The organism is Pinisolibacter aquiterrae (assembly GCF_019160155.1).
Lineage (GTDB): Bacteria > Pseudomonadota > Alphaproteobacteria > Rhizobiales > Ancalomicrobiaceae > Pinisolibacter > Pinisolibacter aquiterrae.
Genome location: NZ_JAFNIH010000030.1, coordinates 15,028 through 29,089, shown reverse-complemented (window position 1 = coordinate 29,089; position 14,062 = coordinate 15,028). Strand labels below are relative to the sequence as shown.

13 protein-coding genes are annotated in these 14,062 nt (G+C 69.4%); 7 read left to right on the top strand and 6 right to left on the bottom strand.

What is annotated here, in order from left to right; all coding sequences use genetic code 11:
• The first annotated feature begins 4 nt into the window (after positions 1-4).
• The 4 genes from J3S89_RS12100 (at position 5) to J3S89_RS12085 (ending at position 5,023) form a co-directional block, all read left to right on the top strand.
• On the top strand, positions 5-1,651 hold the full coding sequence (locus tag J3S89_RS12100; RefSeq protein WP_217927809.1) for an ABC transporter ATP-binding protein: 1,647 nt from the start codon (positions 5-7) through the stop codon (positions 1,649-1,651).
• A gap of 24 nt (positions 1,652-1,675) precedes the next feature.
• Positions 1,676-2,707: a histone deacetylase family protein gene (locus J3S89_RS12095; RefSeq protein ID WP_217927808.1), complete on the top strand. Its 1,032-nt coding sequence runs from the start codon at positions 1,676-1,678 to the stop codon at positions 2,705-2,707.
• Complete coding sequence (locus J3S89_RS12090; protein ID WP_217927807.1) at positions 2,704-3,951, top strand: Zn-dependent hydrolase; 1,248 nt, start codon at positions 2,704-2,706, stop codon at positions 3,949-3,951. Before J3S89_RS12095 ends, J3S89_RS12090 begins: the two co-directional genes overlap by 4 nt.
• 130 nt (positions 3,952-4,081) lie before the next feature.
• On the top strand, positions 4,082-5,023 hold the full coding sequence (locus J3S89_RS12085; RefSeq protein ID WP_217927806.1) for a 2-hydroxyacid dehydrogenase: 942 nt from the start codon (positions 4,082-4,084) through the stop codon (positions 5,021-5,023).
• 82 nt (positions 5,024-5,105) lie between these two features.
• Here J3S89_RS12085 and J3S89_RS12080 read toward each other — a convergent pair whose 3' ends face one another.
• Both J3S89_RS12080 and J3S89_RS12075 read right to left on the bottom strand, forming a co-directional pair.
• Complete coding sequence (locus tag J3S89_RS12080; RefSeq protein WP_217927805.1) at positions 5,106-5,495, bottom strand: biotin/lipoyl-containing protein; 390 nt, start codon at positions 5,493-5,495, stop codon at positions 5,106-5,108.
• Between the two features lie 76 nt (positions 5,496-5,571).
• Positions 5,572-7,125, bottom strand: coding sequence for an acyl-CoA carboxylase subunit beta (locus J3S89_RS12075; RefSeq protein ID WP_217927804.1), 1,554 nt, complete (start codon positions 7,123-7,125; stop codon positions 5,572-5,574).
• Positions 7,126-7,665: 540 nt separating this feature from the next.
• Between J3S89_RS12075 and J3S89_RS12070 the strand changes: the two genes are divergently transcribed.
• From J3S89_RS12070 to J3S89_RS12060, 3 genes are all read left to right on the top strand, one after another.
• Positions 7,666-8,022 (top strand): hypothetical protein, encoded by a 357-nt coding sequence (locus J3S89_RS12070; RefSeq protein WP_217927803.1) that lies wholly within the window; start codon positions 7,666-7,668, stop codon positions 8,020-8,022.
• 71 nt (positions 8,023-8,093) lie between these two features.
• Positions 8,094-9,308, top strand: coding sequence for a sodium ion-translocating decarboxylase subunit beta (locus tag J3S89_RS12065; RefSeq protein WP_217927802.1), 1,215 nt, complete (start codon positions 8,094-8,096; stop codon positions 9,306-9,308).
• A gap of 184 nt (positions 9,309-9,492) precedes the next feature.
• Positions 9,493-10,320, top strand: coding sequence for a hypothetical protein (locus J3S89_RS12060; protein WP_217927801.1), 828 nt, complete (start codon positions 9,493-9,495; stop codon positions 10,318-10,320).
• Here the strand turns inward: J3S89_RS12060 and J3S89_RS12055 are convergent.
• The 4 genes from J3S89_RS12055 to J3S89_RS12040 are packed head-to-tail and all read right to left on the bottom strand — an operon-like array spanning position 10,265 to position 14,014.
• Entirely contained in the window at positions 10,265-11,401 is a 1,137-nt protein-coding gene (locus tag J3S89_RS12055; protein WP_476643702.1) for an ABC transporter permease, read from the bottom strand. The genes J3S89_RS12060 and J3S89_RS12055 overlap by 56 nt on opposite strands.
• Complete coding sequence (locus J3S89_RS12050) at positions 11,401-12,339, bottom strand: ABC transporter ATP-binding protein (protein ID WP_217927800.1); 939 nt, start codon at positions 12,337-12,339, stop codon at positions 11,401-11,403. The genes J3S89_RS12055 and J3S89_RS12050 overlap by 1 nt, the downstream gene beginning before the upstream one ends.
• Positions 12,336-13,292, bottom strand: a complete 957-nt coding sequence (locus J3S89_RS12045) for an HlyD family secretion protein (protein WP_230488949.1) — start codon at positions 13,290-13,292, stop codon at positions 12,336-12,338. The genes J3S89_RS12050 and J3S89_RS12045 overlap by 4 nt, the downstream gene beginning before the upstream one ends.
• Positions 13,289-14,014, bottom strand: coding sequence for a CerR family C-terminal domain-containing protein (locus J3S89_RS12040; RefSeq protein WP_217927799.1), 726 nt, complete (start codon positions 14,012-14,014; stop codon positions 13,289-13,291). The genes J3S89_RS12045 and J3S89_RS12040 overlap by 4 nt, the downstream gene beginning before the upstream one ends.
• Positions 14,015-14,062: the final 48 nt, after the last annotated feature.

Below are 14,062 nucleotides of genomic sequence, written 5' to 3'. Positions count from 1 at the left end.
GACGATGAGCGAAGAAGCGATCTTGAGCGTCGAAAATCTCGCCGTGGAGCTTCCGGCCGGCGCCGACCGCCTGTTCGCGGTCGAGGGCGTCTCCTTCGAGATCCGTCCCGGCGAGACGCTGGCGATCGTCGGTGAGAGCGGCTCGGGCAAGTCGATGTCGGCCAACGCGGTGATGGGCCTCTTGCCGCCCGGCACCCGCGTCGCCCAGGGCATCGCCAAACTCGACGGGGTCGATCTCTTCCACCTCGACGAGGCGGGGATGCGGGCGATCCGGGGCCGGCGCATCGGCATGATCTTCCAGGAGCCGATGACCGCGCTCGACCCCCTGATGCGGGTCGGCGAGCAGATCGCCGAGGTGTTCGAGGCGCACGGGCTCCTGACGCCGGCCGAGCGCCGGGCGCGGGCGCTGGCGCTCCTGACCGAGGTCGGCATTCCCGAACCGGAACGCGCCATCCACGCCTATCCGTTCCAGCTCTCCGGCGGTCAGCGTCAGCGCGTGATGATCGCCATGGCGCTGGCGCTCGATCCGGTGCTGCTCATCGCCGACGAACCGACGACCGCGCTCGACGTCACCACCCAGGCGCAGATCCTCAAGCTCATCAAGGAGCTGCAGAGGAAACACGGCACCGCCGTGATGTTCATCACCCATGACTTCGGCGTCGTCGCCGACATCGCCGACCGCGTCGTGGTGATGCGTCAGGGCAAGGTGGTGGAGACAGGGACGGCGGCGGCCGTGCTCGGCGACCCGCAGCACGACTATACCAAGGCGTTGATCGCGGCGATCCCGACCGGCCATCCCGAGGTCGCCCCGCCGGCGACGCCGCGCGCGCGCGAGATCGTGCTCGAGGTCGCGGGGCTGACCAAGACCTACACCACCTCGGGCGGGTTCATGCGGCCGGCGCGCGTGGTCCATGCAGTCAAGTCCGTCTCCTTCGATCTGGCGCGCGGCGAGACGCTGGGCGTGGTCGGCGAAAGCGGCTCGGGCAAGTCCTCGCTCGGGCGCTGTCTCGTCCGGCTGATCGAGCCGGAGGCGGGCTCGATCAAGATCGAGGGCGCCGAAACCATGGGTCAGTCGATCGGCCAGATGCGACAGTGGCGGCGGCGGATGCAGATGGTGTTCCAAGATCCCTACGGCTCGCTCAACCCGCGTTCGCGGGTCGGGCGGATCGTCGCGGAGGGGCCGATCGCGGCCGGCGTGCCGGTCAAGACGGCGATCGCCAAGGCCGCCGATCTCCTGGCGATGGTCGGGCTCGACGCCTCGGCGGTCGACCGCTTCCCGCACGAGTTCTCCGGCGGTCAGAGGCAACGCATCGGCATCGCCCGGGCGTTGGCGCTCGACCCGCGCATCATCATCGCCGACGAGGCGGTCTCCGCGCTCGACGTGTCGATCCAGGCGCAGGTGCTGCGGCTTCTCGCCGACCTCAAGGCCCGGCTCGATCTGGCGTTGATCTTCATCACCCACGACCTCCGGGTCGCGGCGACGATCTGCGACAAGGTCGCGGTGATGCAGCGCGGCGAGATCGTCGAGATGGGGCCGGTCGGCCAGGTCTTCGGCGATCCGCAGCACGACTATACCCGACGGCTGATCGCCGCCATTCCCGGGCGCTCCGAGAGCGGACCGCTCGGACGGGTGCGCGCCGCCGGCGCGTGATCCCCTGACGACACGAGGGTTCCCATGAAGATCGTCTTCGACGAGCGCCAGCTGGCGCACGATCCCGAGCTCTATTTCCGTCGCGGCGCGCTGATCGGCCATCCCGAGCAGCCGCAACGGGCGATCCTGCTGCGCGACGCGCTTCTCGCCGCCGGCCATGAGCGGGCGCATCCCGCCGATCACGGGCTCGACCCGATCCGTGCGGTGCACGATCCCGATTTCGTCGCCTGCCTGATGGGCGCCTGGGAGGCGCTCGGGGCGGAACTCGGTCCGGATCCGATCGTGCCGACCTTCCATCCGCAGCGGCGCGACACCCGGCTTCCCGCCAGCGTGCTCGGCCGGCTCGGGTGGTATTCGACCGACACGTCCTGTCCGATCGTGCCCGGCACGGCGCAGGCGATCTACTGGTCGGCGCAGACCGCGATCGACACCGCCGACCGTGTCGCCTCCGGCGCGGAGAGCCATGCCTATGCGCTGTGTCGGCCGCCCGGACATCACGCCACCCACGACCAGACCATGGGCTTCTGCTTCTTCAACAACGCCGCGATCGCCGCGCAGCGTCTGCGCGGGACCTTCTCGAAGGTGGCGATCCTCGACGTCGACACCCACGGCGGCAACGGCACCGAGGATGTCTTCTATCGGCGCGGCGACGTGTTCTTCGTCTCGATCCACACCGATCCGAGCGCCTATACGCCGTTCTTCACCGGCTATGCCGACGAGACCGGGGCCGGCGACGGAGTCGGCGCGACCCGCAATCTGGTGCTGCCGGTCGGGGCGAGCGTCGACGACATCCTCGCCCGCTACGACGAGGCGCTCGATCTGATCCGGGGCTTCGGCGCCGAGGCGCTGGTGATCTCGCTCGGGCTCGACATGTCGAAGGACGATCCGCTGTCGCTGGTCGGCATGACCGGCGAAGGGTTCGCGGAAGGGGCGCGGCGGATCGCCCGCCTCGGTCTTCCGACCGTACTGGTTCAGGAGGGGGGCTATCTCGGCCCCTCGCTCTCCGACAACGCCGTCGCCTTCCTGGGCGCTTTCGACGAGGCTCGCCACGCATGATTCCCAACCTGATGATCGACGGCGAACGCCTGTGGGGCACGCTGATGGACACCGCGAAGTTCGGCGCGACGCCGAAGGGCGGGCTCAAGCGGCTGACGCTCTCGGCCGAGGACAAGCAGGTTCGCGACTGGTTCGTGGAACAGGCGACGGCGATGGGCTGCACCGTCACCGTCGACGCGGTCGGCAATCTCTTCGCCCGGCGCGAGGGCCGCGACCCGACGCTCGCCCCGATCGCGCTCGGCTCGCACCTCGACACCCAGCCGACCGGGGGCAAGTTCGACGGTATTCTCGGCGTGCTCGGCGCGCTCGAGGTACTGCGCACGCTCCATCAGGCCGGCTACGAGACCAACGCGCCGATCGAGGTGGTCGACTGGGCCAACGAGGAGGGGGCGCGCTTCTCGCCGGCGATGCTGGCCTCGGGCGTCTTCGCCGGGATCTTCACGCGCGAGACCGCCTGGGAGACCAAGGATCGCGACGGCATCGCCTACAAGGACGCGCTGGCCGGCATCGGCTATCTCGGCGAGGAGACGCCGGGCGCCCATCCGCTCACCGCCTATTTCGAGCTGCACATCGAGCAGGGCCCGATCCTCGAGGCCGAGGGCGAGACGATCGGTGTCCTGACCGGGGTCCAGGGCATGCGCTGGTACGACGTCACGGTGACCGGCCAGGACGCCCACACCGGCGCCACGCCGATGCGGCTCCGCAAGGACGCGCTGGTCGGCGCCTCGCTGGTGATCGCCGGGATCGAGGCGATCGCCGCCGCCCATGCGCCCGATGCCGTCGCCAGCGTCGGCACGGTCGAGGTCAAGCCGCAGTCGCGCAACGTGGTGCCGGGCGAGGTGACCTTCACCGTCGACCTGCGTCACCCGGACGAGGCGGTGATCGACCAGATGGAGGCGGAATTCCGCGCCCTGCTCGCCTCGGTCCTGGAGCCGCGCGGGCTCGAGTGGACCGAGAGCGTCTTCTGGAACTCGCCCGCCGTGCGTTTCGATCCGCGTCTCGTCGACTGTGTCGACCGGGCCGCCGACAAGGCCGGCTATTCCAAGCGGCGCATGGTCTCGGGCGCCGGTCACGACGCGGTCTATCTGTCGAAGGTGGTGCCGACGACGATGATCTTCGTGCCCTGCGCCGGCGGCGTCAGCCACAACGAGTTCGAGGACGCGACCCCGGCCGACTGCGCCGCCGGAGCCCAGGTGCTCCTGAACGCCGTGCTCGATTTCGACGCCACGCTGGCGCGCGGCTGAGGACGGCGCAGCGGCTTTCCCGCAACGCTCCCTTCTCCCCTCGCGGGAGAAGGGAGCGTTGCGCCGCGTGCATTTGCCGACCAGTCCCGCTTCCGCCAGACTGGCGTCATCCCGTCACGAGAGGATTTCCATGACCCGCATTCCCGGCGTCTACCTGTCGCGTTCGATCGATCTCGAGGCGATCTTCGGCGAGACCTTCGCCCGGCTCGCGCCCGATCTCGACCTGCGCGCGCCCGATCGGATCGAGGATCCCGGCGCGGTGCGGTTCGCCGTCTGCTGGGAGCCGGCCGACGACGCCTTCCTCCCCTACCCCGCGCTCGGCATGGTCGCCTCGATCGCCGCCGGCATCGACGGGATCGTCGCCGCCTCGAGCCTTCCGGACGTGCCGGTGACGCGGGTGCGCGATCCCGAACAGGCCAAGATCATGGCCGGGCACGTGGTGTGGAACGTGTTGTGGTGGCATCGCCGGTTCCGCGAGCGGCTCGCCCATCAGGCGGCGCGGCGTTGGGAGCGGCTCTCCCATCACGCGCCCTCGACGGTGACGGTCGGCATCCTCGGCTTCGGCCTGATGGGGCGGGCGAGCGCCGAGGCGCTGCTGGCGCTCGGCTTCCGGGTGATCGGCTGGGCGCGCACGACCTCCGGCGCGATCGACGGGGTTCGGCTCGAGACCGGCGCGGAGGGTCTCGAACGGGTGGTCGGCGAGGCCGATTTCCTGGTCAATCTGCTGCCGCTGACGGCGCAGACGCGCGGGCTTCTCTCCGCCGACCTGTTCGCGCGGATGCCGCAAGGCGCGGTGCTGATCCAGGTTGGACGCGGCGCCCATCTCGACGAGGCGGCGCTGCTCGCGGCGCTGGAGACCGGACCGATCGGCGGGGCGTCGCTCGACGTCTTCGCGGTCGAGCCGCTGCCGAGCGATCATCCGTTCTGGACCCACCCGAAAGTGTTGGTGACGTCGCACGACGCCGCCGAGGCCGGGTTCGAGACCATCGTCGGCTCGATCGCCGAGGATGCCCGCCGTCTGGTCGCGGGGCTGCCCCTGCTCGGAGCGGTGCCGCGCGACCGCGGCTATTGAGCGACCGGCGGGCGCGCCGAAGCCGGACGACACCCCGGCGGGATGCCTTCCGCCGCGCCGGCGTCGATGCCGAGGGGGATCCTCAGGCGATCTCGACCAGGACGGCGCCGGCGTCGACCGCCTGACCGACCTGGACGGGGATGGCGGCGACCGTGCCGGAGACGCGCGCCAGGATCTCGGTCTTCATCTTCATCGCCTCGATGACGGCGAGGAGGTCGCCGACCGCGACGACGGTGCCGACCGTGACGGCGATCGAATCGATCACGCCGCCGAGCGGCGCGACCTGGGAGCCGGCGCCGGCGGCGATCGGGGGCGTCGGCGCGGAGGGCGCGGCGAAGGCCTCGGCCCGGGCCACCGCCGAGGCGGCGGCCACCGGAGCGGCCGGCATGGGAGCGGTGCCGTCGGAGGCGATTTCCTCGACGATCACGTCATAGGCGCGTCCGTCGACGCTGATCTTGAAATGCTTGTGCATGGAGGGTCCTCGTCGGTCGACCGGGACGACCCGCACTCGAGGCGCGATCGTCCCGGCTCCAGATGGTCGAATGATCTCACAGCGGAATGTTGCCGTGCTTCTTCGGCGGACGGAATTCGCGCTTCGACACCGCCTTGCGCAGCGACAACGCGATGGTCGAGCGGGTGATCGCGGGATCGATGACGTCGGTGATGTAGCCGGCGCCGGCGGAGAGATAGGGCGAGGCGAATTCGGCGCGGTAGTTGCGTGCCAGTTCCGCGGCCATGGCCTTGGGATCCTCGGCCGCCTTCAGTTCGCGATTGTAGAGGATCTTGATCGCGCCCTCGGCGCCCATCACGGCGATTTCGGCGGTCGGCCAGGCGAAGACGAAGTCGGCGCCCATCTCCTGGCTGCACATGGCGAGATAGGAGCCGCCATAGGCCTTGCGCAGGATCATGGTGATCTTCGGCACGGTCGACGAGGCATAGGCGAAGAGGAGCTTGGCGCCGTGACGGATGATGCCGCCGCGTTCCTGCTCGATGCCCGGCAGGAAGCCGGGGACGTCGACGAGCGTCACCAACGGGATGTTGAAGGTGTTGCAGAACCGGATGAAGCGGGCGCCCTTGTCGGAGGCGTCCATGTCGAGCGCGCCCGAGCGCACCGCCGGCTGATTGGCGACGATGCCGACCACCATGCCCTCGATCCGGCCGAGGCCGACGATCAGGTTCTCCGCGAAGGAGCGATGGACCTCGAGGAACTCGCCCGGGTCGACCAGACGTTCGATCACGGCGCGCACGTCCATCGGCTTGGAGCCGTCGTCGGGGATCAGGTGGCGCATCTCCTCGTCCTCGGCGAGCGAGATGGCGGGGCCGGGATGGTGCGGCGGATCCTCGGTGTTGTTGGAGGGCAGGAAGGAGAGCAGCCGCTGGACGATGCGGATGGCGTCGGCGTCGTCCTCGGCGAGGAAATGGACGTTGCCGGAGACGGCCGCGTGCATGTCGGCGCCGCCGACCTCCTCCATCGTGACCGCCTTGCCGGTCACCGCCTTGATGACCTCGGGCCCGGTGATGAACATGTAGGCGTTCTTCCGGGTCATGATCACGAAGTCCATCAGCGCCGGCGAATAGGCCGCGCCACCGGCGCAGGGCCCGCAGATCACCGCGATCTGTGGCACCACGCCGGACAGAAGGACGTTCTGATAGAAGACGTTGCCGTAGCCGGAGAGCGCGTCGACGCCCTCCTGGATGCGGGCGCCGCCGGAATCCTTGAAGGCGACGATCGGCGCGCCGAGTTTGACCGCCGCTTCCATCACGGCGACGATCTTCTTGGCGTGCATCTTGCCGAGCGTGCCGGCGGCGACGGTGAAGTCCTGGCTGAAGGAGGCCACCAGTCGGCCGCCGACGTAGCCGGTGCCGACGACGACGCCGTCGGCCGGCAGATCCTTGCCCTCCATCCCGAAGAATCGGGCGGAGTGACGCGCGTGGGTGCCGATCTCCTGGAAGGTCCCCTCCTGGAACAGCGTGTCGAGGCGCTCGCGCGCCGTCAGCATGCCCTTGGCGTGTCGTTGTTCGATCTTGTCGGCGCCGCCCCCGGCGAATACCGCATCGCGGCGCCGTTTCAAGTCGTCCAGAAATTCAACGGGTAGTGTCATCGATCACGCGCCTCCTCGTCGGCGATCATCCCCCGCGCGCCGGCCGACCTCAACCCCCGTTCGAGGCGTGGTCCCCTGTCCCGGAAAGCGATCGCGGGGCAGGCTCCCTCGAGGGATCGAGCCCCGCGCGACGCGGTTCGTTCGAGGTGAAATAATAATCGCGTCGCCGATGCGCTTCTCTTGGGGTCAGCCCTGATGGGGGTTCTCCACGGGGGCTCCGGCCGAAAAGGCCGCGATCGGCGATGCTCGCCCTCGTAGTAGCGCCAATCGTGACAGCCCCGAGGCGGGTGGACGCGTCCGGCGCCGCTCGGCTTTCCAATTGAAATTACAGCCGTTCCGCGCACGGCGGCGACGGCGTGGAGCGGCGGGCCGGCGGTGTGCGGCGCGGCATCGGGAGAGTTCCCACTTGTGACCGGCGTCCTCTCGGTTAGGCTCGGGGCGAAATCGTGACGGTGGCGCCTCACGATCCCGAGCGAGTCGCAGGGGACCATGAGGCGCGCCACCGCCCCATGAAACGAACGCGAGGGGGCGTTCCGCATCATGCCCACACAAGGACTCGGCGACGTGATCGCCACGTCTTTCTTCGCCTACGGCCTGATGGCCGTGATCGCGATGGCCACCGCCGGCTTCGTCGCCGCCCTCGTCGCCGGATTGGCGGCGATGGGTCGTCGCGTCGGCGCCGCGGCGGTTCCCGCGCCGGTGGCGGCGCGGCCGCCGACGGTCGCGCCCGAGGCGGCCCGAGGTCTCGACCCGGCCGTCGTCGCCGCGATCGCGGCGGCGGTGCAGGCCGTTTCCGGCGCCGGGCGCATCGTCTACATCGGCGAGACGCAGCCGATGGGCGGTTGGACCGGAGAGGTGCGCCAGCGCCATCACGGATCGCATCACCCCCATCAATAACGCGGACACGACGGGCCGAACGCGCCTCCCGGCCATGGTCGAGGCGCCTCGGATCTCGCGGAGGATCACCCGTGCCGGACCTCTCCTTCCTCGACATGTTCCAGGGCATCGCGACCCTGGCCGCCGCCCCCACCCACATCATGATCGGGCGGATCGGGCTGATGTTGCTCGGCTTCCTGCTGATCTATCTCGGCTACAAGGGGATCCTCGAGGCGCTCCTGATGATCCCGATGGGGCTCGGCATGGCGACGGTCAACGCCGGCGTGCTCCACCTCAACGGCGGCAAGGTCGGCACGCTGTTCCTCGATCCGCTCGCCACCACCAACGATCAGGTGATGACGCAGATGCAGATCGACTGGTTGCAGCCGATCTATTCACTGACCTTCTCCAACGGTCTGATCGCCTGTCTGGTGTTTCTCGGCATCGGCACGCTGCTCGACGTCGGCTTCGTGATGGCGCGGCCGTTCCGCTCGATGTTCCTGGCGATCTGCGCCGAAATCGGCACGTTGATCACCTTCCCGCTCGGTTGGTGGATGGGCCTGCCGCTCAATCAGGCCGCCGCGACCGCGACCATCGGCGGCGCCGACGGACCGATGGTTCTGTTCGCCTCGCTGGTGCTGGCGCCGGAGATCTTCGTGCCGATCACGGTGGTCGGCTACCTCTATCTGGGGCTCACCTACGGCGGCTATCCCTACATCGTGAAGGCGCTGGTGCCGGAGCGGATCCGCGCCATCGAGATGCCGGCGGAGACGGTGCGCAAGATCTCCTCGGGCGAGAAGATGGTGTTCGCGGTGATCACCTGCGTGGTGCTGTCGCTGTTGTTCCCGGTCGCGGCGCCGCTGTTCCTGTCGCTGTTCCTCGGCGTGGTGGTGCGGGAATCCGGCTTGAAGTACTTCTACGAGCTGTTCTCCAACCAGATGCTCTACGGCGCGACCTTCTTCCTCGGGCTGGTGCTCGGCGTGCTCTGCGAAGCCAGCACCATCCTCGACCCGAAGGTCCTGATCCTGCTCATCCTCGGCATCCTGGCGCTGACCTTCTCGGCGATCGGCGGGCTCGCCGGCGGCTACGTGCTCTATTTCCTGTCGGGCGGCAAATACAATCCGGTGATCGGCATCGCGGCCGTCTCCTGCGTGCCGACCACCGCCAAGGTGGCGCAGAAGCTGGTGACGAAGAGCAATCCCAACTCGATCATCATGCCGCATGCGCTCGGGGCCAACATCTCCGGCGTCATCACCTCGGCGATCTTCGCGGCGGTGCTGGTGTCGCTGGTGCGGATCGCCGGGTGAGGCCGGTTCTCTCGACCTCCCCTCTCTCCTTTTCTTCCGTCTCGAGCCTCGCGCCACCGGCGACCCGACTTCGGTCAAGGTCGCGGCGGCCTGATCGTGGCACAACTCGAGGGAGGGATGAGGACGGACCAATTCATCTTACGCGAAGAACGTCGGTCTCCCGCTCCGAGCGGAGGCAGAAGCCATGCTCACCGATCCGAAGAAAGTCGTCTACGCCGCATTGCCGGTCGCGCTGGCCGGTTGTCTCTGGTTCCTCGCCTTGGCGATCGATCCGGACGCGCTGTTCGCCCGGTTCGGTTTCGACATGCACGCGATCACCTTCCTGTCGATCTTCCTGGTGATCGCCGCGCTGATCGTCGCCGGGTTCTTCGCGCGCATGGCGACCGTGCGCAGGGAACTGCTCGAGGGGCGACGGGTGCTGGGCGCCTGGAGCGTCGACGCGGCCACCCTCGCGGCGGCGGCCCCGGGCGCGCTCGCGGAGGAGAACGCGGACAAGCGTCAGGCGCTGCTGCTGATCTGGGGTTTCCTGGCGGTGATCTTCGGCGGCTTCGCCCTCTACGATCCGGAGGCGGCGCCGGCGATGATCGCGATCGCGGTCGTCGTGGCCGCGCTGACCGGGCTCGCCCATCTTCTCGGCGGACGGGTCCGTCAGGACCATTGGCGGATGCGTGACGGCCGGGTGATCGTCGGCGAACGCGGTCTCCTCTTCAACGGCGTGCTGCACGTCTGGGCGCTGCCGCTGACCCGTCTCGACGGGGTGACGACGGCGCGGGATCCGGATCGCATGATCGTGCGCTATTCCTGGCTGGCGCGGACCGGACGCCAGGCGTCCGCGGTGACGCTGCCGGTGCCGCCCGACGCGAGCGCGGCCGCGGACACGACGCTCGCGGGGCTGGTCGGGCTCGGTCTCGCGCACCCGCGCCGCCGGCCGCGCCGCAAGGGCGTGAACGGGCGGGTCAATCGAGGGTCTGACGGAAGCGTGTCAACGCGATCGCCGCATAGAGACCGATGAAGACGGCGAGCATCGACCATTCCCAGGCGATCGCCTGAAGGTCCGCGCCCTTCAGCATCACCGCACGGACGATGCGCAGGAAATGCGTGAGGGGGAAGCACTCGCCGATCGTCCGTGCCCATCCGGGCATGCCGTCGAAGGGGAACATGAAGCCCGACAGCATCAGCGACGGCAGGAAGAAGAAGAAGGTCAGCTGCATCGCCTGCATCTGAGTGCGGGCGAAGGTGGAGATGAAATAGCCCATCAGCACCAGCGACAGGACGAAGGTCAGCACCGAGGCCATCAGCAGGGTCAACGAGCCGACGAAGGGCACGGCGAAGAGCACCTTCGCCGCCACCAGCACCACCACCACCTGGACCGCGCCGACGCCGAGGAAGGGCAGGATCTTGCCCAGCATGATCTCGACCGGGGTCGCGGGCATGGCGAGGAGGTTCTCCATGGTGCCGCGCTCGGTCTCGCGCGTCAGGCCCATGGCGGTCATCATCACCATGGTCATCTGCAGGATGACGCCGAGGAGACCCGGGACGATGTTGTATTGCGACACGCCCTCGGGATTGTAGCGGCGGTGGACGACGATCGAGAGCTGCTTCTTCTGCAGCGCCTCCACCTCCGCCGCCTCGCCCTTCTCGCGGGTCAGCGCGCGCTGCGCGACGGTGCCGAGCGCGCCGAGCGCCCCGGAGGCGGCGGCGGGATCGGTGGCGTCGGCATCGACCAGGATCTGGGGCTCGTCGCCGCGATCGACGCGGGCGCCGAGATCGGCTGGAATGGTCACCAGAAACAGCACCTCGCCCGAGGCGATCAGGTGCTCGCCCTCGGCCAGCGTCGCCGGACGATCGGTGAAGCGGAAATAGCCGGAGGTCTCCATCGCCGTGGTGACGGCGCGGGCGTAGTGGCCGCCGTCCATGTCGACGATCGCGGTGGGAAGGCCCTTGGGATCGGAATTGATGGCGAAGCCGAACAGCAGGAGCTGCATGATCGGCACGCCGAGCATCATCGCGAAGGTGATGCGGTCGCGCCGCATCTGGATGAACTCCTTGACCAGCACCGCCCACAGGCGCGACCGGGAGACCGAGAGATCGATCACGACGACGCCCCCTTCCCCGCTCCGGCCATGTTGTCCTCGGCGCGGGCCATGAATTGGATGAAGACGTCCTCGAGGCTCGTTTCGCCGCGCTCGAAGCGGATCCCGGTCTCGGCGGTCACCCCCGCGAGCGTCGCGGCGAGGCGCTCGCCGTCGGCGCCGACGACGTGGAGCGTCGCGCCGAAGGGGGCGACCTGTTCGACGGCGGGGAGCCCGTGCAGGCGGCGGGCGAGATCGGCCGGGGCGTCGCGGGCGACGAAGGTGGTGAGGCCGGCCCCCGCCACCACGTCCTCGACCGTGCCGCGCGCGAGCAGCTTGCCGTAGGAGATGTAGTTGATGCGGTGGCAGCGCTCGGCCTCGTCCATGTAGTGGGTCGAGACCAGGACCGTGAGACCGTCGGCGGCGAGGAGATGGATTTCGTCCCAGAACTCGCGCCGCGCCTTGGGGTCGACGCCGGCGGTCGGCTCGTCGAGCAGGAGCAGGTCGGGTTCGTGCATGATGCAGGCGGCGAGCGCCAGGCGCTGTTTCCAGCCGCCGGAGAGGGTGCCGGCGAGCTGATCGCGGCGCGAGGTCAGGCCGAGGTTCTCGAGGGTGCGGTCGACGGTGTCGCGGCGCGGGGAGAGTTCGTAGAGGCGGGCGACGAAGTCGAGGTTCTCGGCGATCGTCAGGTCCTCGTAGAAGGAGAACCTCTGCGTCATGTAGCCGACCCGGCGCTTGATCGACCGGCTCTCGGTCAGGACGTCGTGGCCGAGCACCGTGCCGGAGCCGCCGTCGGGGGTGAGCAGGCCGCAGATCATGCGGATGGTCGTCGTCTTGCCGGAGCCGTTGGGGCCGAGAAAGCCGACGATCTCGCCCTTCTCGATCTCCATCGAGACGTGATCGACCACGGTGTGGTCGCCGAAGCGCTTGGTGAGGCCCTGGACCGAGACGATGCTCATGGCGCCGATCCGGGGAGGGTCACGTCGACGAGTTGGCCGGGCCGCAGCCGGCCGAGCGAACCGGCCTCGGGACGCGCCTCGACGAGGTGGACGAGCTTGGCGCGGGTCTCGACCGAATAGATCACAGGGGGCGTGAATTCCGGCTCCGGCGAGACATAGGTGACGCGCGCGACCAACCCCGGGCCGCAGCCGTCGCAGGCGACGGGCAATTCGCCGCCGAGCGCGATCTTCGAGAAGGCGGGTTCCGGAACCCACAGTTTCAGTTTCACCGCGCCGTCGGGCAGGAAGCTGACGACCGGCGCCTGGGGGCCGGCGACCTCGCCCGGGCGGCGGACGAGATCGGCGATGCGGCCGGGCGCGCGCGCCGTCAGGGTGCGCTGTTCGAGGCGCCATTTGGCGTTGGCGAGCGCGGCGCGGGCCTGATCGACACGGGCCTCGGCGGATCGGGCGACGTCGTCGCGGGCGGGGAGCTTGGCCACCTCGAGATTGGCCTCGAGTTCGCGGACGCGCGCGGCGGCGACGTCGCGGGTGGTCTGGGCCTGATCGAGTTCCGCCTGGGAGGCGACCTTGCGCTGGAAGAGATCGCGGCGGCGATCGAGAGCGCGCAGGGCGTCGATCTCTTGGGCGCGCGCCGAGGCGAGAGTCGCGGCGATGACGTCGATCTCCTCGGGCCGGCGGCCGCGTTTCAGATCGGCGAGGTCGCTCTCGGCCTGGGCGAGGCGGGCGGTCGCGTCGCGCACGGCGATCGTGACGTCGTCGGTCTCCATGCGGGCGACGACGGCGCCGGGTTCGACCCGGTCGCCGCGACGCACCTCGACGGAGGCGATGCGGGCCGCCTCGAGCGGCGCCATGGCGACGTATTCGCCCTCGACGTAGCCGTAGACGCGGATCGTGGGGTCGCATCCGGGCAGAAGCCCGCCGACGATCGCGAGGGAACAGAGCCAACCGATCACGACGGATCCCTCCCCGCGCGCCGCGACGCCAGCATGGCGCGGGTGCTCTCGCGGACCGTTTCGACGATCTTCTCGACGTTGGTCGCGTCGATGTCGGCCCAGCCGAGGCGACGCAGCGCGGTGGCGCGACCGACGCGGAAGAACAGGACCTGCCCGAACAGCGCGGAGACGGTGATGATCACCCCCTCGCTCGCCGGATCCTCGCCGGTGGCGCGGCCCCACAGGCGGCAGAGCCGCTCGTGACGGGGCCGGATCAGGCCGTGGTAGAGGATCTCGAAGGTCGCGGTCGGGTCCATCTGTTCGCGCACCATGAAGCGGGCGATCGCCTCGGCCTCCGGACGCGACAGGATGAACCGGGCGAAGTCGGAGATCGACGCTTCGAACAGAGCGGCGGCCTCGTCGGCCGACAAGGCGTCGTCGGTGGCGGGGTCGCCGGGGGTGAGGATCCCCAATCGTTCGCCGAGGAAACCGGCGACCAGCTCGCCACAGGCCTTGTGCAGCCCGGCCTTGCCGCCGAAGTGATAGGCGATGCCGGCGATGTTGACCCCGGCGGCGCCGGCGATGTCGCGGGTCGAGGTGGCGTCGTAGCCCTTGCGGCCGAACAGGTCGAGAGCGACCCGGATCAGCGAGGCGCGGGTCTTCTCCCCGGCCGCGGCCGAGCCTTCCGGCGCGCGGGGCGGGTCGAGGGAGGGGGCGGCGGAGGGCTGGATGTCGTCGGTCATGGCGGCAGCATACCCGGTTCCGCCGGTAAATCAATCGATCGTTTGAAC

Bases quoted from the DNA above. Each gene is read 5' to 3' on its own strand.
- J3S89_RS12040 (WP_217927799.1), bottom strand. From the start codon at position 14,014: ATGACCGACGACATCCAGCCCTCCGCCGCCCCCTCCCTCGACCCGCCC.
- J3S89_RS12050 (WP_217927800.1), bottom strand. From the start codon at position 12,339: ATGAGCATCGTCTCGGTCCAGGGCCTCACCAAGCGCTTCGGCGACCAC.
- J3S89_RS12095 (WP_217927808.1), top strand. From the start codon at position 1,676: ATGAAGATCGTCTTCGACGAGCGCCAGCTGGCGCACGATCCCGAGCTC.
- J3S89_RS12085 (WP_217927806.1), top strand. From the start codon at position 4,082: ATGACCCGCATTCCCGGCGTCTACCTGTCGCGTTCGATCGATCTCGAG.
- J3S89_RS12090 (WP_217927807.1), top strand. From the start codon at position 2,704: ATGATTCCCAACCTGATGATCGACGGCGAACGCCTGTGGGGCACGCTG.
- J3S89_RS12100 (WP_217927809.1), top strand. From the start codon at position 5: ATGAGCGAAGAAGCGATCTTGAGCGTCGAAAATCTCGCCGTGGAGCTT.
- J3S89_RS12070 (WP_217927803.1), top strand. From the start codon at position 7,666: ATGCCCACACAAGGACTCGGCGACGTGATCGCCACGTCTTTCTTCGCC.
- J3S89_RS12060 (WP_217927801.1), top strand. From the start codon at position 9,493: ATGCTCACCGATCCGAAGAAAGTCGTCTACGCCGCATTGCCGGTCGCG.
- J3S89_RS12080 (WP_217927805.1), bottom strand. From the start codon at position 5,495: ATGCACAAGCATTTCAAGATCAGCGTCGACGGACGCGCCTATGACGTG.
- J3S89_RS12075 (WP_217927804.1), bottom strand. From the start codon at position 7,125: ATGACACTACCCGTTGAATTTCTGGACGACTTGAAACGGCGCCGCGAT.